The sequence below is a fragment of the Halomonas sp. MS1 genome (assembly GCF_024182575.1).
Classification (GTDB): domain Bacteria; phylum Pseudomonadota; class Gammaproteobacteria; order Pseudomonadales; family Halomonadaceae; genus Vreelandella.
In genome coordinates, this window is sequence record NZ_CP098926.1 from 303,170 (window position 1) to 324,505 (window position 21,336).

A 21,336-nucleotide genomic window follows, 5' to 3' on the forward strand; every position below is an offset into this window, starting at 1 on the left:
ACCGAGCATGCTCAAACTCCGTGCAGCGCACGATTGTGGTAAGGAGCTATGCCCATACCGTGCTCAGGGTTAAACCCCATCTTTATGCGAAACATCAAGACCGCATCAGCCGCGTCGTCTATATCGTCGTAGTACCCTAAGTGATGCATCTTTCCTTCGAAGCCGCACCTCGCCATCCATGTTTGATGCTGTTTGTGCCAAGTAACGCCAGTTACACCACTGCTATTTCTCTTTGGCATAGACTGGTTATGGGAGTTTTTCAAAAGGCTTGATTCTTTTAAATTGAGCCAAGCATTGTTTGTCGCATCTCGGTCTAAATGATCAATTTGCTGCGGCGGCTCGCTGCCTGTCATCCATTTCCATACAATTCGATGCTCAAGATATGGTTTATCGAAAAGCGTTATTGATCGCCACCGATACCCTGTTTTATAGCTTTTCTGAAAAGTGCCTGCTCTTTTGCCGCTATACACCGAGTTCCATCTTTTTGCAGCTGACTTGCTGGCAAACCATCCGGCGCTTCTTGGCTTCCAGGTCAATAACCCAGTTGCAGGCTCATAATCTAAAAGCTGTCTAAGGATTTCCGCTTGCGGGGTCTCTTTGGAGGTCATTGCGGGGCCTCGGCTTGTTTGCGTAGTTCGTTATAGCGATCGGTTAGCGTTTCAGGCCAAAGGCAGTCATTGCCTTCCCAATCTTTATTCATTTTTAGCGATAGGGACTCAATCTCCAGCGCCCGCTGAATCAGGTCGCGCCGCTCAAGACTTTTGGCGCTGGGGCTGCCGTCATCAAAGAAAGGTGCGTGGCCGCCTGTTACCCGCTCAAGAACTGCCTTTGCGTCATTTGGATAATCAGGAGAGCATCCTCCAGAGCGAGCTAATCCATGCGTCATGTTCTGTAGTGGGATGAGCTCCTTGATTAGGTCAGCTCTATCGGCAGCCAGAGCATCCCGCTCACCTTCCAGCTTCTGCCGCAGCGCTATCTGGTGCTCCTCGGCAGTGCGGTAGGCGTCGCGCTCCTGCTCTATAATTTTCTTCTCTCGCCACTGCTCAATCAAAAACTCAAGCGACTGTGCGACGCTATTGATTAGTGTATCCGGCCCCGTCTTTTCACCCAGCCATGGGGTTATTTTGTCTGCGCAATTCCAGTAAGCGTCAGCCAGCACACCGTCGTCGGTAAGCGCCTTTTCCTGCAGCTCGTTATCTAAGCGCTCAACATGGGCTTCTAGCTCAGCAATGCAGGCGTCCCGATAAGCCAGCTCGGCTGCAATGTCGCTCTTGCTATGCAAGCCCTCGGCAGTCATAGCATTTGCATGACGCCAGTAATGCCCGCCCTGCTTATCCAGCGCCATGATGTCGCGCTCTGCGCATTGATTGCTCATCACGCCACCTCTCTATGCTTGCCGTCAGCATTGGTCACTTCTGCCAGTCTCGCGGCACGCTCAAAGCTCTCGTCTGACACATAGCTCAGTTCTCCGTAACCGCTCACGCTATAGCCAATAAGCTGGGCAAGCTGCTCTTGATACTTGGCATCCACTTCGTTAACCGCGCACCAAATGGCAATGTCATTTAAATTCGAAACCTCGCGAGCCAAATGGCTGATGATTGGGTTTTCTTCGAACCGTATAGAGCCGCGACTGTCGATAGAGACCGGCTGCATCGGGTATCCCTGCACTTTAGATAGCCGATGATTCTCAATAATCAGCGCCTCTTTCTCTTGCTGCACTTCTTCGTAGCGTTGGCTCAACTGCTCGTTAATTGCCTCAAGATTTTCTAGTGTTCGTTCCATGGGTATCTCCAGTAATGATGTAGCGGTCGCGGCTCGGGCCTACTAGCGGCTTTTGACCTGGCTCCAAGTGCCAATCGAAAAGGTTCCAGCACTCGTCACACTGCTTTTTGTTGATTGAGCGGAAAAGGCGTAGGCGGGCGCAACCTCACTTGGGGCATTGCTTGGCGGTTGGTTTCATAATCCAGCTTTCAGGTAGGTATGCTCTGCCCGGTGCTTTAGGGCGCTTTTCAGGCATCGCCGATGATTGGCTTCCAGCTTTGCATCGCTTACCCGCCGCGCCTCCCTAATCTGAGCGATGGCAAAGCGGCAATCCTGATTCCAGAAGGCGCGGTTAAGGCTTCGACTTGTGCTGATTTCTTCGTAGGTGGTCATGCGCTATACCTAGTCGCGTAAGTGCAAATATCCCGCGCCGTCGATGTGCCACACCCATATTTCATGCCTAGCCGCGCATAGCTCATGCCGTGGCGCTCTCGGTCGTGGCGCATGGCTCGCACCTGGGCGTCAGATAGCACGGCCTTTTGATGGCATTCACCGACGCGGTGGCCGGTGGGTGCGCGGGCGATTGGCTGAGCCATCCTCACCCCCTATTGATGTCGCCTGACATCGTCTTGCAACTGCCTGCAATGCTTTTGCAAGTCACATCGCCGCTCATGGTGCTAACGCTGCCTTTTACGTCGCCGCATTCAATATCGCCGCTTTGCGTGCTGGCACTGCCACATACGCCAGCCACCTTGATTGTTCCAGCGGATGACTCGACTCGCTCGGCATCGCCATGTATCTCGACGCTAACAGGCCCAACAAGCGAGCCGCTTTGCACAACGCCATCAACAATCACTTGGCCATCGCCGTTGATGACTACGTTACGGCCCACGAAGTCGCGGCCATCTATCGTGATCCTGCTGCGTCCCTTACCGTTCGACTGAAATACGTTCATCACCACCTCCCAGATAGTAAAAAGCCCCTGGCGGGGCGTTAGGCTTTGCGCTGTTCGACAGCCATCTGTCTGCCTACGGTGTAATGCGGCCATGATTGCCATAGCTCGGGCGGCAATAGGCGCTTTAGATCGCGGCTAATATCAGCAATGCCAATATCCGCCGCTAGCTCTGATCGTGATAAGCGGCGGTCGTAGTAGATCTTCGCCACTTCAATAAGCGGCTTGCCTTGCGCTTGTTCAAACAGCCGCACAGCCTCTGACACGCTTCCATGCTTGTGCTTAATGCCTAGCTTCCTGGCTTTGACGAATACCGCCCTCTCTGATCGATTGATTAATGCGCCAATTGCTCTGGCTGGCAGGCCGCGCGCATAACCCCAGCGCAGCACGGCCACCTCTGTTGTTTTCCACTCGCGGCCACCGGCCATAAACCCTCCTGCATTAAAAAGCCCCTGCGTGAGGGGCTAGTAGTTGATCGAGATGTTAGGCACTTTGCCCTGGATAATGAGCGTCACCGCATCCTTAGCGCACTGCTCCGGCATGCCTCCGTCGATCATTGCCTGCATGGCCGTCTGATTGATTCGGCGGCGATGCTCGACGTCAGCTTGACGGCGCTCGACTTCTTCACGCTCGCGGCGCTCAGCGTCTAGCCGTGCTTGCTCCTGGCGTTTCTGTTCGGCGATTCGCTCTTCTTCCATGCGGCGGTGCTCGTGTTCAATCCGCTGCTTTTCAGCCTCGGCTTCACGCTGAGCCTTGGCGATGCCCTCCTGATACTCACGCTCCTTGCGTGCAGCTTCGTCGCGGGCTTCCTGCTCACGCCGTGCTACTGCCTCGCGCTCTGCCCGGGCTTTCTCTTCGGCTTCACGCCGTGCGCGTTCCTCGGCCTCGCGGGCAATGCGCTCCTCGCGTTCTTTCTGTTCGCGCTCTGCCGCCTCCTGGCGCATGCGCTCAAGCTCGGCTTGGTCGGCTTCGTATTTCTTTTGTCGATCAAGGGCAGTCTTTAGCGTGGATAAACCGGCAGCCTTTACGCGATGGGCCTCTGCTTCGTATTCCTCGAAAGCCTCGCCAATCTCGACGGCCTCAAGCTGGCTTATCCGAACATCGATCTCCTGGCTAGTTACCTCATTGAATAGTTCGGCGCTCTGGCGGAGCTGATGAATCTCAGCTTGATGCTTTGCCTTACGCGCCTCCTCGGCAGCCTCCCACTGATTCAGCGGCCCGCGTGCCTCGTCGCGCCATTCGTCTAACTGATCACGCCAGCGCTTGCGCTCTGCATCGATGGTCTTGGGCAACTGCTTGAGGTCGTCCACCAATTCCTTGCCGATGTTGTCGATAGTCGTTTTGCTTCGGGCTATCTTGAACGCCATTGATGCGTAGGCATCGCGGCCTTTCTTGGTGTCCAGTGACGGCGGGGTTTCCAGGAAGCGGTCAAGCTCACGGCGGATGGTTAGCAAGTAGGGATCGAGTCCTTTTTCACCCTTAAAAACGTCAAGTACCGTCTCTTTGGACGGCACCGTGATCAGATCAGTGGATTCTTTTTCTGCTACTTCGGTCATGCTGTTCTCCTATGCGGCTTCGGCGCGTAATGTGTTTTCGTAGTTGACGACCATCGCTTTGAACTCCAGCAGGTCGGCCTTAAGATTTGAGATATAGGCATCGTCACGCTCGAATTGACGCCACCATAGCTGCTTACCCGCTGGCTCAAGGGCTGGGCAGTAGAGGCCGATATGCCACCACTTGCGGCCTGTTATCCACATGCCGCCCTGCACTTGGTCGATAACGCTGGTGATATCGGCGTCGATATGAAACGCTCGCAGCTTTTCCGGTGCTAGGAAGCACTTGTACTCACAGCCACCGTCAGGATCGACAAGACCGTCAGCCGATGCACCAAACCAGCCGTCGTCACTGGTGACGAAGCCAGCTTTTTGCACGAACAAGCCGGACTGCATTTCATGCTCCATGCGCGCCTCTGGCTCAAGGTCGTTGCCGCGCTTCATCTGCCACGTTTGAAAGCCTTCATCCAGCGGCTCGCCACTAATGCGCTCAATAGCTAGGCGAAAAGCGTAGTTGCGTGCAGCTTCTGAAAAGTCGCCTACCTTCTCGCCCAGCAGGGCGCGACGCACCGAATCCGCCTTGGGTGTCTGCTTGTAACCTGCCTTTTGCATAGCCACTGCTTCGCTGTGTCCGTCACGCACAGCATCGACGTAGGCTTGCTGTTTAGGGTCTAACCCACCCGTGCGGCTTCGCGCTATCTCAAACATGCTGGCGGTTATGCAGCCTGCGCGGGCGCGGTGCCATTCCTCGCTGCCTTGGTTGCACTCAATGATTTTCACTGCACTTCCCCTTCGTACACATTTGCCTGACTGGATTTGATGGCATCGCCGCGCGCCTGAACCGCATCTTTAAAGATCGGATGCGCTGCCTTGTCTTTAGCTGAGTTAATTCGCTTTATGCCCTCTTTCCAGACTTCAGCAAGCGCCTCTGCGCTACCGGCATTCTCGACGCTCGCCAAAAGCTCTTTGATAAGCTCCGGATCGCCTTGTGGCTGCTGTTGGCTTTGTTCTTGCGCCAACCCTTCGCCACTATCGGTGTTCAAATAGTGGATAGCCTGATCGAGGCGGTCGGTTTTCGGCCAATATTTATAGGCGCGCTTAACGACCGTTTTTTTTGCCATTTCGCCGTAGTCGGTTTTCCAGGGAGATGATTTGCCAGAACGGTACGACTGCGAGCGCTGCATTATCGAATCAATATCGGCTCGGCTCATGGTCGTGGTGAGGTAGTCACCATCAGCGGTCTTGACGACCACATAAGCGCCGACTATATCGCCGCGCTCAGGGTGAAACGGGTTGAATTTATGAAGGGGCGCGCGATCAATGCCGCTTAGCTCAAAATGGTCGCTAGCGTGCACTAGCTCGGCCTGCGCCCAACGGATAGAGCCTGTACTGGTGGCTAAATCCACCAGTCCCATGTAGCTGATATCGAGGCAAACACGGCCGTCTCGCGGCACTAGATACGCCTGCTTTTTGGCTGGGTTCAGGCTTATACCAATAGATGCGATGTTGTTGACCGCATTAACAACCGACTGGCGATTACCCATCGCAACCTTTGCCAGAAAGTCGTTGTTCTCCATTGCCTGAATGGCGAAACCCGCCTCACGGTCAAAGCTGATGCTTGGCTCGCACAGCACAGCGGCGAACGCGTCGCGCTGGTTGTAGATGTCCTGCGCTATTGTTGCGATGGCATTGCTCATATAAACTCCTATTCGATCTTCTCGATGTTGATCTGGCCCCTTTTCGCCTGCATGCGTAAGGGGCTTTTTAGTTGGCGGGTGGTGCTGGTAGTGGCATCCAGTGGGCAACATCGCTAGCCCAACAGGCTGCCGCCCTATCTTCGTAGTGAAATGGCTCAAACCAGTCGGCAGAATCATCGCTGCCATCTCGCATATACGTCACATGCTGAACCACGCCGTTAGCGACTATCAGGCACGGCTGACCGTATTCAGGAAGCCGTTCGTGAACACTGATCCACCCAGCCAACAGCGCCTTTAGCTCATCCTCCTCAGCAGCATTAAACCGACTGCCACCTTTGGTGACCGGATAGACCATGCCGACATGCTCAAAAAAGCGCGGCGGGCCTGTGATTTTCCAGTTGCTCATTCCCACTCCCCCGCTAACAATTCCTTTTCCCACTGCTTAATGGCTTCATCGCGGCACCCATTGCCGTTTCGGTGACAGAAAATGTCGAGAACGTACTGCTCGTTTTCCTCTTGTCGACACCAGCGCATGAGCGAATCCGTCATGTTGTAATCGCCCTCTGCAAACATCTCGGCTGGCGTTACATCGGCCTCTGGCGAGAACTGCGGGTACAGAACGCGGCTCTGATCCGGCACTGCATAAATCATGTTCATAAAACCTCCTTCGGTGCCGTAACGGCTGCTAGCCAAGCGCAGCCCGCAACACCTAGCGAGAATGTAATGGTGAGCAGAGCGGCTAAATAGATCGGCATCACGGTGCAGGACGTAGGCCAGGGCATGCCTCAGCAGCAATGCCGCGATAATCGGGATGGCCGACGCGATCTAGCGGATCAATGCCGCGCGCCTCCTCGGCCTGCCAAACAGCTACCTCCGTGCAGTAGCCCTGGTGTAGGCTTTTTTCGTCAGCCGCATCCAGACTGGCGGCTAGCACCATGCTGCCGATGATGACCACTAGGACGGTTAAACTAAGCGTTCTCGCGTTCATGCCTCACCTCCTGTGGGGAAAATTCAACAAGCTCGGCGCGTAGCTTTATGCGTTTTGCAAACTCAGGTTTGAAAGTGACCGCGAGCGGCTTGTTTCTCCAAAACGGCTGCTTTTGAACATGCTCAATAATGCAGTGGCCAGAGTGGACGCCGCCGCGCTCGTAGCGATATTTGTAGCGACCGCCTACCACTAGATCTCTTGCGTGAATAACCCTCTCCCGTATGCTCATCGCGTCACCTTTTGGTCAGGCTGTTGTATAAGTATTGCCGCATGTGATTTGTGTTTACCTGTTGCTGAAGCTGCTCTGCGGCGGTTTTTAGCAACTGAATTTTCTGCAAATCATCCGTGGTTATCGTATCGACGTGCCGTATGATGACTTTCACACCGTCACTCACATCACCTTGATTCATGACTATTTCGGGTTACCTTCTTGATTAACTGGGGCGGGTAGCCAAGGCGCTTAGCCTCGACTCTGGCTAAACGACGGGCAGAAAAAAGCCCCAGCTCGATGTGGGGCGTCGTGATATCGTCCTTTCGCTCTCGGACTATCCAGCGGTGTCGCATGGCTCACCTCTCTAATTAGGCGCGCTGCCTCGTTACTCGTCGCAGTGCCAGTGCAGGTTAATGAGGGAAGCAGCGCGGGAATGCAGCCGATGCGGCAACATTCCGGTGTGAAAAAGCCCGCCGAAGCGGGCAATGCCAGTGTGATGCTGCCGGACGATGCCGGTATTAGCATCCAGATACCCCTTGGCGCTTCCCTGAGTCCCGACAGGGCAAGAGGTATTTGGATGCTGGCTCTATTCTCAGCCGAGCCAGCAGGCTTTAGGCCTCACTATCGCAGGTAGCGCGTGTTGCTAGGTCGCTCTGTCTATAAGAGCATCTGCAATCTCAAAAGCCTCATCAGCTAAAGCCTCATGCCAATTTTGACTAGCACCGTTGCGAGGCTTGTAGCGCGTGGAGTGCGAGAGCATCCCTTGAGCCATTGCTGTTGCTATTGCAAGGCGTTGCTCGTTAAAGGCCCCTGCGCGCTGCTTATCATTGCTAAGCTGCTCTCTTAATAAGTCTCCCAGGCTGGATGCCATACCCACCTCCTGTTGATTAGCCGCTAAATGCTCACAAACCGGCAGCCGCTCTCTCCCAGCAGCCTCAAACGACGACTGACCCGCTTGGACCTCCCCTCAGTTTTGCTGACTAGCTTGCGGATGGTTTTTTTTCGCGAATTACTTATTTTCCCAAAGAACGAAGAATGGCCTTCGCAGCTTAACCGCCTAGATGATTCGGCTAGCTTTTGCCTTGATTGATCTCTGATAATTTGCTCATGAGTGCTCATAACGCTCTCCTGTTAATCCGTGAAACATCGGGATGGGGATTGGCTGGATTCGAACCAGCAATACGGCTCTAGAACCGTCTGAGATACTAAGGGCGCGACCCTTTCGTAGTGCTCAGCTCTTGCTCGGCAAGCGGCATGTCCAATTTGCCTACAATCCCCATCCCGATGCCCGCTCAGTGAACGGGCTGGTCAAATCAATTCAGCTTTTCTGAAATCTCGTCAGCATCCATACCCTTGTCTTCACAGTGGGCTTCAAAAGCCGCCCAATGCTCAGCCAGAAATGAATCGATGCATTCTTTATCTGCGCTATCCAACATGCTTGCTCTCCAACCTCAGCCGACTCCCCATGAATCGGCTCAGGAACGCCCACTCTTGCGAATGGGCTAATGGCACTCTCGCAGTTCCCGCGCCTTCTCAACCGCTTGCGATAGCAGCCGATCCAGATTCGTCATTGGTTGGGCTTGCACTTCCTCCACGCTACGTCATCGCATACATAACGCTTCACAGGTCTCATACGACGCCAGCGCTACAGTGCTGTTGCCCTACTTGGCTTTGGCAGGGACTGGCGAAGATAGCGATGGTGGTTTACCCCAGGCTCCGTAGATCACTGGCAGCCATCGCCTCACTTGCTTTTGCCGGTACTGACCCCGGCGTGATCTTCAGTCGAGCGGCTACGTTAAAGCCGGTGCCAACCGCGTTAGGTTCTAGCCTCTCGGCATGCGCCTAGCGCCCCACTTGGGTCTCTCGAAAGCACTCATCTAGTGAGCGGATGCATTGGCCCAAGCACCGGGGGATCGCAGATTGTGTAAAGAGCGTCCACATTGCCCGGTGGTGCGGGTCGTGCTGCTACTAGGCGATCATCTGAACCTGATCCGCCCGTCTGGCGACGCGAGTCTTGCCTGATCGGCGCATCGCATCGTCTGTGCCTGTGAGCATTGCTACGGATAGCAGCGCGCACATGGCGATCTTTCCTGCGTATCGAATCCATCCTTTGGCCTGGGCCTTTGCTACGGCGGCAGTGCCTCTGGTGACGCCTAGGCGGTGGTAGGCTCGCTCTAATGAGCCGCGCACCGTGCGAGGGCTTAGGTTGATTGCCTTGGCAATCTCCTTCTGGGTCATGCCGCTAGCTAGATGGAGAAGGCTTATCGCTTCGGATGACGTAAGGCCGTTGCCCCGCTCCTCGCTTACCTCTGCTATCCAGCCGTTGTGCATGATTTCCATGAGTAGTCCTGCTTGCCTGCTGCGTTGTTCGATGTGAATAAAATTAGCAGTGCTTCTTATTAATTGCAACAGCAGTGCTGCTAATAATTTATAAAAATAAGCTAAGTGGCTGAAAAACAATAATCAGTGGTGTTAAAAAATATTGGAAATAGTATTTTTAGGTGGCGCTATCTGTTTTGAAGGCACAAAAAAACCCGCCTCGCGGGCGGGATCTTCATTTTTCTACTGGCGAGTATTTAAGATTCTTCATCATCTGAGGAAGGCGAGGCGGCTGGCTGGGTGGTACCTGATTTATTCGACGAAGCCCTGTTGCCCCATTGGTAACCGCCAAATATACCAATGACCAAAGGCCCCATCAGCTTGAAGATTTCAAGGACTAAATCTCCCGCCTCAAGAAATATAGCTACAAGCGTAAACACGACGAACACTAGGCTCATCAAGCCAACGAAAATATAGCGATGTATTAGATGAGCGTTATACTGATTGAAGCGCTGAGAATGAAATGTACTCTGCGCTTTGATAGAGGCCATGGCTATCCGTTCGTTGGACTCTATTTCTTTGCCCTGAACCTCCATCTCAGCACGTTTTATTTCTAATTCCGAATCTCTTGTCTCTACAAGCTGTTGCACTACCGCTGCCAGCTGCTTTGCATCCTCAGAAGATGGCCCATCTTCTTGGTGGTTAGTCAAGAATCACCTCGTAACGCGGTTTTTCAAGTTTTGCTTCGAAATAGCCGAAATCAGAGGCGCCGATTTTCGGAGGTACAAACTTAGCCTTAGTGTTCTTACCTGACCGGTACTCAGCGACTAACTTTTCAGCAGTTAGCTTGCGCTTAGTAATCAAGCGAGAACCAAATGTAGCCGTGGTAATCATTAGCCTTCCCCTTGCTGGTAAGGTTATCTACTAGCTTAGGCAAGCAAGCCATAAGCTAGTTCCATTCTTTTTATTATATTTTATAGTCAATTAGTTAAATTTTCGCTCATAGCGATTCAGCAACTATTCATAGTTTAATACACTGAAAAACGTCACTTGTCACGCTGAAATCGTAGCGCACTTCCATGCGTAATGCATCTGCTGGCTGGTACGCCGGGGTACATGCCCAGAAAGCTTAATAATAAACCTCACGAGCCCCTCAGTCTTCACGCTTGTCTGGCAGACCTTCTAACCCGCCCTAGGCGTCCTCAGCCACATGGTTGCGATAACCACGCCAATAATCTGGCAGTTTCCATTAATGGGCACCCAAGGCTCAGGCCAGCCAGGATTGCGAGCCTTGAGCATTTTCTTGCCGCCCGGCTCTTCAACGTACTGCTTGAAAGTCGCCTCATTATCATCAGTAAGCATTGCGACGACGTCATCGCCGTCGAAAGGCACTACCTCTGGATCGACGTAGATGATTAGTCCTGGTTCATACCTTGGAGCCATGGACTGGCCTTTGACGCGCAAGGCAAAGGTTGATTCTGAGCATGCTGGCGGCCTAGGTACCACCTCCTCGCTCAAGAAATCGACATTGCAGACTTCTGTCCATGCTCCGGCCTGCACCCAAGAGATTACGGGGACGTAGCCTTCCATTTTTGGTGCGGGCGCAACATTAGATTCTGTCTTAATTGGCGTTACATTTGAGCCGACGATCCTCTCGCCAGTTAAGCGCGGGCTGACTTCGCTTGGATCAAAATCCAAAGCCCTAGAAAGCTTTAACAAAGCATCCAGGTTTAGTGCTATACGCCCGTTCATGTACTGGCTCACAGCGCTCTGGCCGCCCCACCCACAAGCGGCTGCAACGTCATCCTGGTTTAGCTTTCCGCCACGGGCACGCGCCGCATCTTTACGTGCGTTAAAAATCGCCTTTAAGCGCTTCGCCTCCTGATCTTGCTCAGGAGTAAGAGGTGTTCTGACAGGTTTTTTCATACCTCTTAATTTATAAGCATCGCTAATGTCAGCGCAAACAGCAGGAAGTGCGGATTGTTGCTGATATAAATTAGCAGTGCTACTATCATAAGCAAGGAAAGAGCCACAGGAAGCTACCATGCGTGAAATCCCTATTCGTGAGTACGTGAAAGACCGAACTCAAGACGTGGTGGCCCAGCAAATAGGGGTCACTCAGAGCGGTTTATCACAGATGCTCCGCAGCTCAAGAAAGATATTCGTTCGCCTTGATGAGAAAGGAACTCTTTTAGGCGCATATGAGACCCGCTCAATTGGTCGCAACTCGGTCAATGAGAACAAGTGTACAGCTTGATAGAGATTTTTTAATCGGGCTGGAACGCCCTGTTCGGATTTACAGGTAGGTGGGCAAACGCCCAAAACGGAAAAGCCCGGCGCTGCTGGGGAGCATTTGCCGGGCTTTAAATCACTAACTATGGAGTTAACTCTAATGCAAAACATTCAGCCGTTCAACTTCGAAAAGAATCAAGTTCGCGTTATTCAGGATGATAACGGCAAGCCTCTGTTCGTTGCGAAGGATGTAGCAAAAGCGCTTGGCTACAACTGGCAGGTGGCTCTTGTTAAGCACGTCCCCGAAGAATGGAAGGGGGTTACTCAGAGTAATACCCCTTCTGGCGTCCAGCGTTTAACGGTCCTGACCGAGCAAGGCTTGTATTTCTTCACGGCTCGCAGCGACAAGCCTAAGGCGCTTCCGTTTCAAAAATGGCTTGCTGGTGAAGTGCTGCCCTCTATTCGCAAGACTGGCGGCTACCAATCACAACCAGCCTTCCAAGTACCGCAGTCAATGGCCGAAGCCTTACGCCTTGCCGCCGATCAAGCCGAGCAGATCGAAGAACAGCAACGCCAGATTGAGCAAGCCCGTCCTTCTGTCGAGTTCGTAGAGCGCTATGTCGATGTAGGGACCACTAAGACCATCCGAGAAACCGCCAAGATCCTTGGGCTACCCGAGAAGGCGTTCATCCAAGCGATGATCGAAGACAAGATTCTCTATCGCCAGTCGGGCAACCTCTTGCCGCACCAGAAGCACCACGCTGCCGAACGCTTCGACGTTAAGACTGGCGAGCGTAACGGTCACGCATACACACAAACCCGCGTCACTTCTGCCGGTATTGGCTACCTAGCCAATTTCTACGGCCATTGGATTGGCGAGGTGGCCGCATGAGCAATCTAGCTTACCTACCCGGCCACGAACCGCAGGAGTCGCCCCAGGAGGGCGCTTCCAAATCCAAGGAGGCACGCTTGAAAGATGGCTTTGTTGCCGTGCCACGCGAGCTGATGAAGGCGTTAGCTAATGCACCTTTAACTAGCCGTGAGTGGCGCGTGCTAACCGTCTTTCAGATTGAGACGCTTGGCTGGCACCGTCCGTCTGTATGGCTTGCTGCAAGCATTATCAGCAAAGAATGCGGGTTGCCTGAAACAAAATGCAGTGAAGCGTTAAACAGCTTAATTCGTAAGCGCGTTTTGATTCGCGAGGGCGGCAGTCGATCTCCTTCACGTATAAATACGACAGTTTCAGAATGGGATTTTTCAGCTCATAAGAGCCGAGTTTCACCAAAACGGAAAGACAATCCAAAGTGGTGTGACTCTCACCAAGATGGTGAAACTCAATCTCACCAAGATGGTGATGCACTTAAAGAAAGGAAAGAAAATATAGAACCTAAAGGTTCTATAGATACGTCCGGTAAAAAACCGAAGTCGAAATATAAGTTCGAGCAAGCCGACATGGATCTTGCTGAACAAATGGCTTTGAACGTCGACGCTCTTGCTGGCGAACCTGGGAAACACAACCTCAAAGCCTGGGCAAATGATATCCGCCTGATGCGTGAGCGCGATGGCCACAAGATTGAGCAAATCACCTACCTGATCAACTGGGTTGCCAAAGACACTTTCTGGCGCCGTAACGTCCTATCCCCTGCCAAGCTACGCGAGAAATGGCAGCAGCTTGTGATCCAGGCCAAAACCCAGCACGAGCAAAAGAAATCGCGCCTGACGCCTGGGCGACACACCGGCTTAGAAAACACCAGCACCGAAGGCTTGGTTGTGCAGGAGGACGGTACTTATGAATTCTAGCAATTTGCTTTCGGCAATCGATAACGCTGAAAAAGCTACAGCTTTTTGCGAAAAGCACGGCGAATACGAATCCATGCATATCGTGTACGGCAACACCGACACATGGACTGGATGCCGTCAGTGCAGCGATGAAAAGGTTCAAGCCGATCAGATCAAAGAGCAAGAAGCGAACCGTAAGGCCGCTGCGCAATACCGCCTTGAAAAACGAATTGGCTACGCAGGTATGCCGCCACGCTTTGCTAACAAGAACTTCAACAGCTACCGCGCAGAGACAGATCAGCAGAAAAAGTATCTGGAAAACTGCCAGCAGTACGCCCGCGACTTCCCGCAGCACTTGAAAACTGGCGATGGCTTGATGCTTTTGGGTAACCCTGGCACCGGCAAGACGCATTTAGCCGTGGCGACGCTGAATCACGTTATCCAGCACCATGGCGAAGCGGGCTTGTACACCACGGCTGCGCGCATGTTCCGCCGCATCAAAGATACCTACACGTCGAAGGACGAAACAGAGTCACAGGCCATCCAGGCGTTTGCATCCCCCGCGCTTCTGGTGCTGGACGAGGTAGGCGTCTCCTTCGGCAGCGACTCCGAGCTGAACTACCTGTTCGACATCATGAACGAGCGCTACGAGCAGTGCTTGCCCACCATCATCGTCTCCAACGTGCAGCCCGCAGACTTGGGTCAATGGGTAGGTGACCGCGTTGTCGATCGCCTGCGCGAGTGCAGCAAGCTGATGGTCTTTAGCTGGGAATCAGCTCGCCGTGAACTAGGCCGAGGTGTCGTATGAACTTCACAGCATACCAACTGACCCTACTGGCCCTGCGCGGCATCAAGCCAGCCCACGACCTATACAACGGCACTATCCAGTGCTCCACGCCTGACGGAGTTCGCTACTACACGGCAAGCGACCTAGTGCAGCTAGCGAAGCCTGGGTTTATGGATCGGTTTACTGCGTGGATTGGCAAGGGAGTAAGCGCATGAAGCTCACAAAACACCAGCAGCGGCTAATCAAGCACATCAAGGCGACCGGCCAGAAAATCCAAACCACTGTCGATGGCCGCTTTTTTCTGCCTGACGGCACGTCGGTAGGCAGTCGCACCGTTAGCTCGCTATGCCAAAAAGAATGCCTCCGCCCTACCGGCAGTGACCTGCTTGGGAATATCAGCGCTTATGAGCTTCGGGGGGGGTATGAGAGCCATTAGCTGGATGGCCGCCATCTTTGCGTGGAGGGCTGCTTCATGAGCTGGCAACTACTCGCAGGCATAGGCCTAGGTATCTTTATCACGCTAGCTGCGCTGATAGCGCTGTTTTACTGGGCAACCAGTGGGGATGGTGACAAATGAACCCAGCACACAACCCTTGGGAAAAGTGGGAAATGGATTTTGTAGCCGAAACCTACCCTGACCCCGACTGGGATATCCATCAAATCGCGGAAAAGCTAGAGCGCGACCCGCGCAACGTTTACAGCATGGCGCATCGCTTAGGCGTGAAGCGTGAGCACACAAAGTTAGATGCCGCTCGAATCTTCGCGCTGCGTGCTGAGGGAATGACGCTTGAGGGCATCGCGCAGGTAATGGATTGCAGCAAGGGTGGCGTACAGCGCGTTTTAAGAGAACGGGCGCGGGAGGTGGGTCATGCGAAATGAAGTCTTCTACCGCGCATCAAGCGACAAAGAGCTAAGCGACCTACTGCCCATAATCACTCAGCGAGCCCGCAAGGGCCTAGAAGGTGGCCCGATGGATATCGTTCTACGCCGCCCAAGCAAGAACCGCCTTCAGGAAGAAAAGTACCACGCAATGATCGGCGATATTCACCACCAGTGCTTTAGAGCCAATACACCGGAAGGTGTCAAGGCGGTGCTGGTTAATCAGTTCGCCATGGAGATGGAAGAGGCGGGAACACCGCTAGCCCATCCTGGCGAGAAAGTGTGGGACTGGAAGTCGCAGGAAGCCGTATACGTCCGGCCTACCACCACTAAATTCCGCAAATATGAAGCAGCGCAGTTTATCGAGTTCCTGTATGCGACTGGCGTTGACCTGGGCGTGAGCTGGTCGGAGAAGGCGCTGAAAGCCTATGAGTCGTACAAAGAAGCGAGGGCCGCGTGATGACGATAACCGATATTGCCCTGCTGGCCCTATTCGCGCCAATCCTTGCTTATTGGATGTGGACCGACTGGCAGTTCCGAAAAGAGATGGACCGCTGGGCTGAGGAAGATGAAGCGACTCGGCAGCGCATCCGAGAGCGGGAGGGATGGTGATGCTTAAGCGCAAAACTCCCCTCCGCGCTAAAAACCCAATCGCTCGCAGCCCAGCCGCAAGACGAATGAAAAAGATTAACTCGGAAAAGAGCGCAAGGGATTGCCGCTGGCGTTCTCCTCAATACCTCGCTTGGGTGCGCACCCAACCCTGCGTCGTCTGCGGTGCCACTACCGGCATAGCCGCTCACCATATGATCGGCATGTACAACCTGGGCGGCATGGGGCTTAAAGCGCCAGATAGCTACGCAATGCCAGCCTGTGACCCGGCGGCGGGCAGCTTTAACGACTGCCACCAGCAAATACACCGCATCAAGGCACTGCGCGCCCAGCAGCCCGCATTCCTGCGCACCACGCTACGCGCTGGCTTAAACCACTTCACAGGCGCCGATGCCGAGCAGCTAACGCACGCGCTGGCATTTCTGGAGGCAAAAGAGCAATGAACAGAGAAAACCATACGCCGCCAGCCAGAACGGCACCGCCTGAGCCGCGACGCATATTCATCCCCTTCTACGGCCCAAGCACCAACGATATTTACTCTGGCGTGCATTGGTCGGTACGCAAGCGTGCCAAAGACGGTGCGCTGAAAGCGGTCAAGGCCGTGGTTCGTCAGCTCGATATCGACATACCGATATCGACCCGTGTTGACCTGGTATTCACACCACAGCTCGGGAAAGGTGTTCGCAAGCGCGACACCAGCAATAACAGCATGACAGCCAAGCTGGTCGAGGATGCGCTAGTTAAATCGGGCGTGCTGCACGACGACACTGACGAGTACGTGCGCAATGTGACCAATACGCCCGCGCTGATTGATCGCAAAGGCGATACCGGCGTGTGGGTCGAGATCATTCCAGTTATCGAGGTGGCGGCATGAGCATGAACCTTAAAAATCATCTCGCAGAGCTGTTCAAAGACGCCGAGCCGGTCAGCGAAGAACAACGCGCCGCATGGCAAGCCGAAAGCGACCAGATATTCATGCTGGAGCCGTCAGTAGTCACCAAGTGCCACACCTGCGGGCATGTCAATTACATGGCGCGCCTGGGGTGCGCCAACCGCCAATGCCCAGACCAGCCGATGGCCGTCAACGTCAGCCACTACTACGAGAGCTACCAGGGCCAGCTATTGCGCCCTGGTATCGACTGGGTGCCGCTTGAGCAGCGACCGCTAACGGAGTGGACGTAATGGGAAAAACTCTATGGGCAGTTATTGCCCTACTGCTTCTGATACTCGGCATCTGGGCTGGCGTCTCAATTTGGGGCGAGTGCCGCGAAGCAGGCCGCAGCGTTTTTTACTGCATGAGGTTGGTGACGCGATGAATTGGGCACTAAACCGCTCAGAAATGAGCAAATCGGCCAATAGTGAGCATTTAAACGCTCAAGTCGAGCGCCCTACGCAATGGCCGGATGGGCGCCCGCTCGGTGGCGAGAACGGTTATCCGCCCGAATGGCACGCCTGGGCGCGGCAATGCGAGGTGAAGTTCATCGCACGGCAGATGCTGGCAGCGCCCAAGGGAAACCGATTAGCCGTACACGCACAGTGGGCAAAGAAATTCCCGCACGCAACGCAAGCCGCAGTGAAAGCGGTATGGGATGAGGTGGTCAACGAAAAGCGCAAGGGGGCGGCATGAAAGCAACAGTCAGAACAGAGCGTTTCTACGACATCGAGATCGGCGGCGTGATGAAGGAAGGCTGGCGGGAGGTCTCGAGCTGGAATGGCCTTAAAGAGCTGGAGCGCAAGGGGCAAAGGCTGATCGTTACCACTGAGCAGCACTTGGATCTTTTCGACATATTTGGTGTGGACATTGGCTGCGAGAAAAACGCCGCTATACACGTACTGACGGCAAGTCCTGATCTATTCCAATGGCTGCGCGGCGAGGTGAAGGCATGAAATATCTAGTCAACAATCCGCGTGAGGCTTGGGCAATGGCTTTTGAAAGCGGCATTCGCACCCAGGCAATGGTTGATCTTGAGGAAAGCCAGACTGATCCTGTCATCGTTAAGAGCGGCAAGCGTAAGCGCTACGTGCTCGGTTTTAATGATGATGGAAAGATAGTCACGTACACGCGAGAGCAGATTAGCGCGAGTCAAGACCGCTCTCGCAAGGGTGGCCCAGGAGCCGCATTTGGCGACAGCTACCATGCCGTATACTCTGCAATTATAAAGCTGGAGCGAGATAACAAGACGCTCGCAAATGTAGGCCACTGGCTGAGCCTGAATGACACTGAGCAGGCCAACCGCTACCACGATGACGTATTCGACACCGTGCTGACGCGGCTAATCATGAATACGCCAGGATGGGATGATTGGCGTGATAAGCGCAAAGAGCGCGCGAAGGCGTTGATCCAGGCGCGCATGATGCAGGATCGGCTCAATGTTGATGGAAGCAGACAGGGGTGGACGCCTCAAGAGGTGTGCGTGTTCGCATCAGAGTATCTCGGCGTAAAGATCATCCGTAACAACTGGTATCAAGATGGATGGGTGGCCGTCTGGGAATTGCTGGGAATTATCATTAGCAGCCTCGAAGATTGCGCCATGAAGCCCGTTTGCAATGCTGTTTCCCAAACAAACCGAGAAATTCGCAACTTTCTAAAAAATGCAGCTTGACGAAATAATGCTCGCAAATGTACACTTTTGATATTCTGGCGATAAAAGTCAGACGACGCCAAATACCTTAAAGCCTCGACTCTAACCGGTCGGGGCTTTTTCGTTTCCGTTCCCTACCTAGGTCGTTTCGACGGTCTTTGCCGCCATCCCCTTGGCGGCTTTTTTATTACAGGTGCTTCATGGCTTTCACCTTCCTGCGAGAAGTACCCCAGGAGGGTACGGCTACGTATACCCCGCAGCCGTTCATGCTGCCATGGGGCGCTAGAGTCGACGATGCGTTCATCGACAAGCTGTTCGAAATCTGCGAGCGCATGGGCTGGGGCCCTGATTTAGCCGACGAGCTAATGGGATGCATGGCGTTTGAGTCGGGGCGCACGTTCTCACCATCCGTTCGCAATGCGGCGGGCAGTGGCGCAACTGGCTTGATTCAATTTATGCCCGCGACCGCCCGCGACCTAGGCACCACGACCGACGCCCTCGCCAGCATGACGGTAATCGAACAGCTCGAATACGTTTACGCCTACTTCACCAAGTACCGATGGCATGAGCGTGTAAAACAGCTCGAAGACATGTACATGGCCATATTGATGCCTAAGTACATCAGCTCCTCGCTCGGCACCGTCCTATTCAGCGATGGTACAAGAGCTTATACGCAAAATCGCGGGCTAGACGCTGATCAAGATGGCCGCGTCACGAAAGCTGAGGCAGCCGCCAAGGTGCGAGCCGTTTATTTAGAGGGCTACGCCAACGGCAACGCCCGAGAAGTCTTTTACACCGAATCGTAACCCCCGCGCTCGCAGAGGTGAGCCACCGATGCAGAGAGTCAAATTCATGCCGCCAGATCCCAATGATCAAAACACATGGAAACTGGCGCTATGGATTCAAGCCAACGCGCCATGGTTAATCGCAGGCGTAGTAGCAATATTCATGGCCCTGTTGCGAGCGTATTTAGACCGCGTAAAGCTGACGCGAAAGGATGTGGCGGAGGCGTTGATTTGCGGCGTATTCGTGATGGCCTGCCGCCCCGTAATGACATCAATGGGCGTGAGTGACGATTGGGCCATTTTCATTGGCGTGGTGACCGGCTTCCTGGGGGTGCGTTTCTTTCGCCCTGCAGTCGAGGCCATGGCACGCCACGTCCTGAATAACCGAGGTGGCAAATGACAACCAAGGAAGAGTTCACAGCCCTGCGGCGCAAGGTTCGCTATTACCAGCGACAGGCCTGGGCATCGACGGTTGCGTTTGTGGTCGCCGTCGCCCTGCTGGCCATCGTTATCAGTCAAACCGTTGAGTCTCGGGCGCAGCTCGCTCGGGCAACGGCTGTGATTGAACAGCAGGCCGAACGACTCACGCAGCTAGAGGATGAGAACGCGGCAATGTTTCACCACGCTCTTAGCGTGCAGGGGCGGCTCAATTCGTGCCTGATCTCTGACGGCCAGCCAGCCATCAACTGGGAGAAGTATCAATGAATCTTATCCCTGAGTGGCGAAAAGCTCCGTCAATGTGGTCAGTGCGCCTGAGCGTCATCGCTGCCCTACTCTACGGTCTGCAGCCCGTATTGCCGCATTGGGAGGGTGTCATCCCCGAGTGGGCCTATGCCGTGCTGGCGTCTGCGGTGGCGGTCGCTGGCGTAGTGGCACGCCTAATGCCGCAGCAGCGCATCACGACAGAGCGCGAGCGGAGAAAGACCCATGTTTAGCAATCTATGGGCAAAAATCGCCGGCTTTTTGGCAATGGTTATTGGTTTGCTCGGTGCTGCGCTGCTGTACACCAGCGGTCAGCGTGATCGAGCGAAGGAAGCTGCTAGCCGTGCCAAGGCTGAGGCAAAGAGCAAATCAGCCGTGCTTGAGGCTGAGCGCGCTATTGACGATGCCCGCGCCCAGGTGCGTGAGAAATCCAATGAGGTGCAACGTGAAGCCGATCAACGCCCTGCTAATGATAGGCCTACTGGCCACTTCCGTCGCTAGCTGCTCGACAGTCGAATACATCCACGTCACGCCTGAATGCACGCCACCACCCTCTCCTGTGCTGCCTGAGCTAAGCAAAGGCGAGCTGTGGGATAAGTTAGGGGATGGCGAGTATCGGCGCTTAGAGGCTTATATCAACGGGCTATGGAGCTACGCCGATGAGCAAGGCGCGATGCTGGATACGCTGTGCGAGTAGACGCCTGCAGGCATGGCTAAGGCAGCGCTATATCATCGCCGTGTTTCTGCTATCTGCGTACTGGCATCGCAGACGCCATCGGTGAGCATGAAGCGCCATTCTGCTTCAGAATGACATTTTGAGGCGTAAATGCACATCAAAGAGCGTTCCACCCTGGGCGCTCTCTAATGTGTATTGACCATAGGTAATGATATGACGAAGAAGTCGCCCGATTGGGAGGCCATTGAGTCGGCCTACCGGGCTGGCCTCTTATCAATTCGAGAAATAGCCTCACAGCACGGCATCACTCACGGCGCTATCAATAAGCGTGCAAAGCGTGACGAGTGGGATAGAGATCTCAAAGCAAAGATCAAAGCCAAGGCTGACGCGCTGGTATCCAAACGCGAGGTATCCAAAGAGGTATCCACGAAACGGGCGGATACCGAGCGGGAGATAATCGCTAGTAATGCTGAGGCCATTGCCAATGTGCGCATGGCTCACCGCAGCGACATATCACGATCACGGCGCCTGACCAACAAGCTGTTGGACGAGTTGGAAGCACTGACCGATAACCGCGAGCTTTACGAAGAGCTGGGTGAGCTGCTGCGCGACCCTGACGACAACGGCATGGACAAGCTGAACGACCTGTATCAGAAAGTTGTATCGCTCCCGACGCGCACCAAGACCATGAAGGAATTGGCCGAGACGCTGAAAACGCTAGTTAGCCTTGAGCGCCAAGCCTACGACCTTGATAGCAAGCTAGGAGGCAGTGACGCAGACGAGCTTTCCAAGCTAATGGACGAACTTTCCCAAGAGGCATAGCC

The 21,336-nt window shown here is 54.1% G+C and carries 42 protein-coding genes and 1 tRNA gene; 23 read left to right on the plus strand and 20 right to left on the minus strand.

Going from position 1 to position 21,336, the window contains the following annotated elements; all coding sequences use genetic code 11:
- Positions 1-11: 11 nt before the first annotated feature.
- The 13 genes from NF683_RS01420 to NF683_RS01480 all read right to left on the minus strand — a co-directional run bounded on the left by NF683_RS01420 (position 12) and on the right by NF683_RS01480 (position 6,951).
- Complete coding sequence (locus tag NF683_RS01420) at positions 12-608, minus strand: HNH endonuclease (RefSeq protein WP_253921062.1); 597 nt, start codon at positions 606-608, stop codon at positions 12-14.
- Positions 605-1,375: a hypothetical protein gene (locus tag NF683_RS01425; RefSeq protein ID WP_253921063.1), complete on the minus strand. Its 771-nt coding sequence runs from the start codon at positions 1,373-1,375 to the stop codon at positions 605-607. Before NF683_RS01425 ends, NF683_RS01420 begins: the two co-directional genes overlap by 4 nt.
- Complete coding sequence (locus tag NF683_RS01430; RefSeq protein ID WP_253921064.1) at positions 1,375-1,782, minus strand: hypothetical protein; 408 nt, start codon at positions 1,780-1,782, stop codon at positions 1,375-1,377. Before NF683_RS01430 ends, NF683_RS01425 begins: the two co-directional genes overlap by 1 nt.
- Positions 1,783-1,956: 174 nt before the next feature.
- Complete coding sequence (locus NF683_RS01435) at positions 1,957-2,154, minus strand: hypothetical protein (RefSeq protein ID WP_253921065.1); 198 nt, start codon at positions 2,152-2,154, stop codon at positions 1,957-1,959.
- Positions 2,151-2,357, minus strand: coding sequence for a hypothetical protein (locus tag NF683_RS01440; RefSeq protein ID WP_253921066.1), 207 nt, complete (start codon positions 2,355-2,357; stop codon positions 2,151-2,153). Before NF683_RS01440 ends, NF683_RS01435 begins: the two co-directional genes overlap by 4 nt.
- A gap of 2 nt (positions 2,358-2,359) precedes the next feature.
- On the minus strand, positions 2,360-2,716 hold the full coding sequence (locus NF683_RS01445) for a DUF4097 family beta strand repeat-containing protein (RefSeq protein ID WP_253921067.1): 357 nt from the start codon (positions 2,714-2,716) through the stop codon (positions 2,360-2,362).
- Positions 2,717-2,754: 38 nt separating this feature from the next.
- A complete protein-coding gene (locus NF683_RS01450) occupies positions 2,755-3,141 on the minus strand; it encodes a hypothetical protein (RefSeq protein WP_253921068.1) in 387 nt (128 codons plus the stop codon).
- 36 nt (positions 3,142-3,177) lie between these two features.
- Positions 3,178-4,269, minus strand: a complete 1,092-nt coding sequence (locus tag NF683_RS01455) for a coiled-coil domain-containing protein (protein ID WP_253921069.1) — start codon at positions 4,267-4,269, stop codon at positions 3,178-3,180.
- 9 nt (positions 4,270-4,278) lie between these two features.
- Positions 4,279-5,046, minus strand: a complete 768-nt coding sequence (locus tag NF683_RS01460) for a lambda exonuclease family protein (protein ID WP_253921070.1) — start codon at positions 5,044-5,046, stop codon at positions 4,279-4,281.
- Positions 5,043-5,963: a recombinase RecT gene (locus tag NF683_RS01465; protein WP_253921071.1), complete on the minus strand. Its 921-nt coding sequence runs from the start codon at positions 5,961-5,963 to the stop codon at positions 5,043-5,045. The genes NF683_RS01460 and NF683_RS01465 overlap by 4 nt, the downstream gene beginning before the upstream one ends.
- A gap of 67 nt (positions 5,964-6,030) precedes the next feature.
- Positions 6,031-6,369, minus strand: a complete 339-nt coding sequence (locus tag NF683_RS01470; protein ID WP_253921072.1) for a DUF551 domain-containing protein — start codon at positions 6,367-6,369, stop codon at positions 6,031-6,033.
- Positions 6,366-6,620, minus strand: a complete 255-nt coding sequence (locus NF683_RS01475; RefSeq protein WP_253921073.1) for a hypothetical protein — start codon at positions 6,618-6,620, stop codon at positions 6,366-6,368. Before NF683_RS01475 ends, NF683_RS01470 begins: the two co-directional genes overlap by 4 nt.
- A gap of 97 nt (positions 6,621-6,717) precedes the next feature.
- Positions 6,718-6,951: a hypothetical protein gene (locus tag NF683_RS01480; RefSeq protein WP_253921074.1), complete on the minus strand. Its 234-nt coding sequence runs from the start codon at positions 6,949-6,951 to the stop codon at positions 6,718-6,720.
- A gap of 644 nt (positions 6,952-7,595) precedes the next feature.
- Between NF683_RS01480 and NF683_RS01485 the strand changes: the two genes are divergently transcribed.
- Positions 7,596-7,796, plus strand: a complete 201-nt coding sequence (locus tag NF683_RS01485) for a hypothetical protein (protein ID WP_253921075.1) — start codon at positions 7,596-7,598, stop codon at positions 7,794-7,796.
- Between the two features lie 9 nt (positions 7,797-7,805).
- Here the strand turns inward: NF683_RS01485 and NF683_RS01490 are convergent, their stop codons facing one another.
- From NF683_RS01490 to NF683_RS01515, 7 genes are all read right to left on the minus strand, one after another.
- Positions 7,806-8,033 carry a hypothetical protein gene (locus NF683_RS01490; protein ID WP_253921076.1) on the minus strand — a complete coding sequence of 76 codons (228 nt, stop codon included), beginning with the start codon at positions 8,031-8,033 and terminating at the stop codon, positions 7,806-7,808.
- A 282-nt stretch (positions 8,034-8,315) separates the two neighbouring features.
- Positions 8,316-8,439: transfer RNA gene (locus tag NF683_RS01495), tRNA-OTHER, on the minus strand.
- A 36-nt stretch (positions 8,440-8,475) separates the two neighbouring features.
- Complete coding sequence (locus NF683_RS21255; RefSeq protein ID WP_275050927.1) at positions 8,476-8,598, minus strand: hypothetical protein; 123 nt, start codon at positions 8,596-8,598, stop codon at positions 8,476-8,478.
- Between the two features lie 532 nt (positions 8,599-9,130).
- Positions 9,131-9,502, minus strand: coding sequence for a response regulator transcription factor (locus NF683_RS01500; RefSeq protein ID WP_253921077.1), 372 nt, complete (start codon positions 9,500-9,502; stop codon positions 9,131-9,133).
- 236 nt (positions 9,503-9,738) lie between these two features.
- A complete protein-coding gene (locus NF683_RS01505; RefSeq protein WP_253921078.1) occupies positions 9,739-10,191 on the minus strand; it encodes a hypothetical protein in 453 nt (150 codons plus the stop codon).
- Positions 10,184-10,375, minus strand: a complete 192-nt coding sequence (locus NF683_RS01510) for a hypothetical protein (protein WP_253921079.1) — start codon at positions 10,373-10,375, stop codon at positions 10,184-10,186. Before NF683_RS01510 ends, NF683_RS01505 begins: the two co-directional genes overlap by 8 nt.
- A 288-nt stretch (positions 10,376-10,663) precedes the next feature.
- On the minus strand, positions 10,664-11,407 hold the full coding sequence (locus tag NF683_RS01515; protein WP_253921080.1) for a LexA family protein: 744 nt from the start codon (positions 11,405-11,407) through the stop codon (positions 10,664-10,666).
- Between the two features lie 118 nt (positions 11,408-11,525).
- Here NF683_RS01515 and NF683_RS01520 point away from each other — a divergent pair, with 118 nt between their 5' ends.
- The 22 genes from NF683_RS01520 (at position 11,526) to NF683_RS01625 (ending at position 21,334) form a co-directional block, all read left to right on the plus strand.
- On the plus strand, positions 11,526-11,738 hold the full coding sequence (locus NF683_RS01520; protein WP_253921081.1) for a Cro/CI family transcriptional regulator: 213 nt from the start codon (positions 11,526-11,528) through the stop codon (positions 11,736-11,738).
- A gap of 135 nt (positions 11,739-11,873) precedes the next feature.
- Entirely contained in the window at positions 11,874-12,605 is a 732-nt protein-coding gene (locus NF683_RS01525) for a BRO family protein (RefSeq protein WP_253921082.1), read from the plus strand.
- Entirely contained in the window at positions 12,602-13,513 is a 912-nt protein-coding gene (locus NF683_RS01530; protein ID WP_253921083.1) for a replication protein, read from the plus strand. The genes NF683_RS01525 and NF683_RS01530 overlap by 4 nt, the downstream gene beginning before the upstream one ends.
- The gene (locus tag NF683_RS01535) at positions 13,503-14,300 is read left to right on the plus strand and encodes an ATP-binding protein (RefSeq protein ID WP_253921084.1); all 798 of its coding nucleotides are present in this window, start codon (positions 13,503-13,505) and stop codon (positions 14,298-14,300) included. Before NF683_RS01530 ends, NF683_RS01535 begins: the two co-directional genes overlap by 11 nt.
- Positions 14,297-14,494: a hypothetical protein gene (locus NF683_RS01540; RefSeq protein ID WP_253921085.1), complete on the plus strand. Its 198-nt coding sequence runs from the start codon at positions 14,297-14,299 to the stop codon at positions 14,492-14,494. The genes NF683_RS01535 and NF683_RS01540 overlap by 4 nt, the downstream gene beginning before the upstream one ends.
- The gene (locus tag NF683_RS01545) at positions 14,491-14,715 is read left to right on the plus strand and encodes a hypothetical protein (RefSeq protein ID WP_253921086.1); all 225 of its coding nucleotides are present in this window, start codon (positions 14,491-14,493) and stop codon (positions 14,713-14,715) included. The genes NF683_RS01540 and NF683_RS01545 overlap by 4 nt, the downstream gene beginning before the upstream one ends.
- A 137-nt stretch (positions 14,716-14,852) precedes the next feature.
- Positions 14,853-15,158 (plus strand): hypothetical protein, encoded by a 306-nt coding sequence (locus NF683_RS01550; RefSeq protein WP_253921087.1) that lies wholly within the window; start codon positions 14,853-14,855, stop codon positions 15,156-15,158.
- Positions 15,148-15,618: a hypothetical protein gene (locus tag NF683_RS01555; protein WP_253921088.1), complete on the plus strand. Its 471-nt coding sequence runs from the start codon at positions 15,148-15,150 to the stop codon at positions 15,616-15,618. Before NF683_RS01550 ends, NF683_RS01555 begins: the two co-directional genes overlap by 11 nt.
- Positions 15,615-15,770 carry a hypothetical protein gene (locus NF683_RS01560; RefSeq protein ID WP_253921089.1) on the plus strand — a complete coding sequence of 52 codons (156 nt, stop codon included), beginning with the start codon at positions 15,615-15,617 and terminating at the stop codon, positions 15,768-15,770. Before NF683_RS01555 ends, NF683_RS01560 begins: the two co-directional genes overlap by 4 nt.
- The gene (locus NF683_RS01565; RefSeq protein ID WP_253921090.1) at positions 15,770-16,210 is read left to right on the plus strand and encodes a DUF968 domain-containing protein; all 441 of its coding nucleotides are present in this window, start codon (positions 15,770-15,772) and stop codon (positions 16,208-16,210) included. Before NF683_RS01560 ends, NF683_RS01565 begins: the two co-directional genes overlap by 1 nt.
- Positions 16,207-16,641, plus strand: a complete 435-nt coding sequence (locus NF683_RS01570) for a RusA family crossover junction endodeoxyribonuclease (RefSeq protein WP_253921091.1) — start codon at positions 16,207-16,209, stop codon at positions 16,639-16,641. The genes NF683_RS01565 and NF683_RS01570 overlap by 4 nt, the downstream gene beginning before the upstream one ends.
- A complete protein-coding gene (locus NF683_RS01575) occupies positions 16,638-16,949 on the plus strand; it encodes a hypothetical protein (protein WP_253921092.1) in 312 nt (103 codons plus the stop codon). Before NF683_RS01570 ends, NF683_RS01575 begins: the two co-directional genes overlap by 4 nt.
- Positions 16,950-16,962: 13 nt before the next feature.
- Entirely contained in the window at positions 16,963-17,394 is a 432-nt protein-coding gene (locus tag NF683_RS01580; RefSeq protein WP_253921093.1) for a hypothetical protein, read from the plus strand.
- Positions 17,391-17,654, plus strand: a complete 264-nt coding sequence (locus NF683_RS01585) for a hypothetical protein (RefSeq protein ID WP_253921094.1) — start codon at positions 17,391-17,393, stop codon at positions 17,652-17,654. Before NF683_RS01580 ends, NF683_RS01585 begins: the two co-directional genes overlap by 4 nt.
- Positions 17,651-18,370 carry a hypothetical protein gene (locus NF683_RS01590; protein WP_253921095.1) on the plus strand — a complete coding sequence of 240 codons (720 nt, stop codon included), beginning with the start codon at positions 17,651-17,653 and terminating at the stop codon, positions 18,368-18,370. Before NF683_RS01585 ends, NF683_RS01590 begins: the two co-directional genes overlap by 4 nt.
- Before the next feature lie 179 nt (positions 18,371-18,549).
- Positions 18,550-19,155 carry a lysozyme family protein gene (locus NF683_RS01595; protein WP_253921096.1) on the plus strand — a complete coding sequence of 202 codons (606 nt, stop codon included), beginning with the start codon at positions 18,550-18,552 and terminating at the stop codon, positions 19,153-19,155.
- A 46-nt stretch (positions 19,156-19,201) separates the two neighbouring features.
- A complete protein-coding gene (locus NF683_RS01600; protein WP_253921097.1) occupies positions 19,202-19,534 on the plus strand; it encodes a phage holin family protein in 333 nt (110 codons plus the stop codon).
- Positions 19,531-19,839: a hypothetical protein gene (locus NF683_RS01605; protein ID WP_253921098.1), complete on the plus strand. Its 309-nt coding sequence runs from the start codon at positions 19,531-19,533 to the stop codon at positions 19,837-19,839. Before NF683_RS01600 ends, NF683_RS01605 begins: the two co-directional genes overlap by 4 nt.
- Complete coding sequence (locus NF683_RS01610) at positions 19,836-20,069, plus strand: DUF7940 domain-containing protein (protein WP_253921099.1); 234 nt, start codon at positions 19,836-19,838, stop codon at positions 20,067-20,069. The genes NF683_RS01605 and NF683_RS01610 overlap by 4 nt, the downstream gene beginning before the upstream one ends.
- Positions 20,062-20,337, plus strand: coding sequence for a hypothetical protein (locus tag NF683_RS01615; protein WP_253921100.1), 276 nt, complete (start codon positions 20,062-20,064; stop codon positions 20,335-20,337). The genes NF683_RS01610 and NF683_RS01615 overlap by 8 nt, the downstream gene beginning before the upstream one ends.
- Positions 20,306-20,533, plus strand: a complete 228-nt coding sequence (locus NF683_RS01620; protein ID WP_253921101.1) for a hypothetical protein — start codon at positions 20,306-20,308, stop codon at positions 20,531-20,533. The genes NF683_RS01615 and NF683_RS01620 overlap by 32 nt, the downstream gene beginning before the upstream one ends.
- 192 nt (positions 20,534-20,725) lie before the next feature.
- Positions 20,726-21,334 carry a hypothetical protein gene (locus tag NF683_RS01625; protein ID WP_253921102.1) on the plus strand — a complete coding sequence of 203 codons (609 nt, stop codon included), beginning with the start codon at positions 20,726-20,728 and terminating at the stop codon, positions 21,332-21,334.
- The last annotated feature ends 2 nt before the right edge of the window (positions 21,335-21,336 follow it).

Excerpts from the sequence above, each read along its gene's own strand:
- NF683_RS01580 (WP_253921093.1), top strand. The coding sequence starts at position 16,963 with ATGGGCAGTTATTGCCCTACTGCTTCTGATACTCGGCATCTGGGCTGG.
- NF683_RS01540 (WP_253921085.1), top strand. The coding sequence starts at position 14,297 with ATGAACTTCACAGCATACCAACTGACCCTACTGGCCCTGCGCGGCATC.
- NF683_RS01490 (WP_253921076.1), bottom strand. The coding sequence starts at position 8,033 with ATGGCATCCAGCCTGGGAGACTTATTAAGAGAGCAGCTTAGCAATGAT.
- NF683_RS01520 (WP_253921081.1), top strand. The coding sequence starts at position 11,526 with ATGCGTGAAATCCCTATTCGTGAGTACGTGAAAGACCGAACTCAAGAC.
- NF683_RS01610 (WP_253921099.1), top strand. The coding sequence starts at position 19,836 with ATGAATCTTATCCCTGAGTGGCGAAAAGCTCCGTCAATGTGGTCAGTG.
- NF683_RS01525 (WP_253921082.1), top strand. The coding sequence starts at position 11,874 with ATGCAAAACATTCAGCCGTTCAACTTCGAAAAGAATCAAGTTCGCGTT.
- NF683_RS01420 (WP_253921062.1), bottom strand. The coding sequence starts at position 608 with ATGACCTCCAAAGAGACCCCGCAAGCGGAAATCCTTAGACAGCTTTTA.
- NF683_RS01545 (WP_253921086.1), top strand. The coding sequence starts at position 14,491 with ATGAAGCTCACAAAACACCAGCAGCGGCTAATCAAGCACATCAAGGCG.
- NF683_RS01470 (WP_253921072.1), bottom strand. The coding sequence starts at position 6,369 with ATGAGCAACTGGAAAATCACAGGCCCGCCGCGCTTTTTTGAGCATGTC.
- NF683_RS01575 (WP_253921092.1), top strand. The coding sequence starts at position 16,638 with ATGAGCATGAACCTTAAAAATCATCTCGCAGAGCTGTTCAAAGACGCC.
- NF683_RS01590 (WP_253921095.1), top strand. The coding sequence starts at position 17,651 with ATGAAATATCTAGTCAACAATCCGCGTGAGGCTTGGGCAATGGCTTTT.
- NF683_RS01440 (WP_253921066.1), bottom strand. The coding sequence starts at position 2,357 with ATGGCTCAGCCAATCGCCCGCGCACCCACCGGCCACCGCGTCGGTGAA.
- NF683_RS01570 (WP_253921091.1), top strand. The coding sequence starts at position 16,207 with ATGAACAGAGAAAACCATACGCCGCCAGCCAGAACGGCACCGCCTGAG.
- NF683_RS01475 (WP_253921073.1), bottom strand. The coding sequence starts at position 6,620 with ATGAACATGATTTATGCAGTGCCGGATCAGAGCCGCGTTCTGTACCCG.
- NF683_RS01510 (WP_253921079.1), bottom strand. The coding sequence starts at position 10,375 with ATGATTACCACGGCTACATTTGGTTCTCGCTTGATTACTAAGCGCAAG.
- NF683_RS01480 (WP_253921074.1), bottom strand. The coding sequence starts at position 6,951 with ATGAACGCGAGAACGCTTAGTTTAACCGTCCTAGTGGTCATCATCGGC.
- NF683_RS01445 (WP_253921067.1), bottom strand. The coding sequence starts at position 2,716 with ATGAACGTATTTCAGTCGAACGGTAAGGGACGCAGCAGGATCACGATA.
- NF683_RS01465 (WP_253921071.1), bottom strand. The coding sequence starts at position 5,963 with ATGAGCAATGCCATCGCAACAATAGCGCAGGACATCTACAACCAGCGC.
- NF683_RS01425 (WP_253921063.1), bottom strand. The coding sequence starts at position 1,375 with ATGAGCAATCAATGCGCAGAGCGCGACATCATGGCGCTGGATAAGCAG.
- NF683_RS01550 (WP_253921087.1), top strand. The coding sequence starts at position 14,853 with ATGAACCCAGCACACAACCCTTGGGAAAAGTGGGAAATGGATTTTGTA.
- NF683_RS01485 (WP_253921075.1), top strand. The coding sequence starts at position 7,596 with ATGCAGCCGATGCGGCAACATTCCGGTGTGAAAAAGCCCGCCGAAGCG.
- NF683_RS01500 (WP_253921077.1), bottom strand. The coding sequence starts at position 9,502 with ATGGAAATCATGCACAACGGCTGGATAGCAGAGGTAAGCGAGGAGCGG.
- NF683_RS01615 (WP_253921100.1), top strand. The coding sequence starts at position 20,062 with ATGTTTAGCAATCTATGGGCAAAAATCGCCGGCTTTTTGGCAATGGTT.
- NF683_RS01450 (WP_253921068.1), bottom strand. The coding sequence starts at position 3,141 with ATGGCCGGTGGCCGCGAGTGGAAAACAACAGAGGTGGCCGTGCTGCGC.
- NF683_RS01530 (WP_253921083.1), top strand. The coding sequence starts at position 12,602 with ATGAGCAATCTAGCTTACCTACCCGGCCACGAACCGCAGGAGTCGCCC.
- NF683_RS01555 (WP_253921088.1), top strand. The coding sequence starts at position 15,148 with ATGCGAAATGAAGTCTTCTACCGCGCATCAAGCGACAAAGAGCTAAGC.
- NF683_RS01515 (WP_253921080.1), bottom strand. The coding sequence starts at position 11,407 with ATGAAAAAACCTGTCAGAACACCTCTTACTCCTGAGCAAGATCAGGAG.
- NF683_RS01585 (WP_253921094.1), top strand. The coding sequence starts at position 17,391 with ATGAAAGCAACAGTCAGAACAGAGCGTTTCTACGACATCGAGATCGGC.
- NF683_RS01455 (WP_253921069.1), bottom strand. The coding sequence starts at position 4,269 with ATGACCGAAGTAGCAGAAAAAGAATCCACTGATCTGATCACGGTGCCG.
- NF683_RS01535 (WP_253921084.1), top strand. The coding sequence starts at position 13,503 with ATGAATTCTAGCAATTTGCTTTCGGCAATCGATAACGCTGAAAAAGCT.
- NF683_RS01430 (WP_253921064.1), bottom strand. The coding sequence starts at position 1,782 with ATGGAACGAACACTAGAAAATCTTGAGGCAATTAACGAGCAGTTGAGC.
- NF683_RS01605 (WP_253921098.1), top strand. The coding sequence starts at position 19,531 with ATGACAACCAAGGAAGAGTTCACAGCCCTGCGGCGCAAGGTTCGCTAT.
- NF683_RS01435 (WP_253921065.1), bottom strand. The coding sequence starts at position 2,154 with ATGACCACCTACGAAGAAATCAGCACAAGTCGAAGCCTTAACCGCGCC.
- NF683_RS01565 (WP_253921090.1), top strand. The coding sequence starts at position 15,770 with ATGCTTAAGCGCAAAACTCCCCTCCGCGCTAAAAACCCAATCGCTCGC.
- NF683_RS01625 (WP_253921102.1), top strand. The coding sequence starts at position 20,726 with ATGACGAAGAAGTCGCCCGATTGGGAGGCCATTGAGTCGGCCTACCGG.
- NF683_RS01600 (WP_253921097.1), top strand. The coding sequence starts at position 19,202 with ATGCCGCCAGATCCCAATGATCAAAACACATGGAAACTGGCGCTATGG.
- NF683_RS01595 (WP_253921096.1), top strand. The coding sequence starts at position 18,550 with ATGGCTTTCACCTTCCTGCGAGAAGTACCCCAGGAGGGTACGGCTACG.
- NF683_RS01620 (WP_253921101.1), top strand. The coding sequence starts at position 20,306 with ATGATAGGCCTACTGGCCACTTCCGTCGCTAGCTGCTCGACAGTCGAA.
- NF683_RS21255 (WP_275050927.1), bottom strand. The coding sequence starts at position 8,598 with ATGTTGGATAGCGCAGATAAAGAATGCATCGATTCATTTCTGGCTGAG.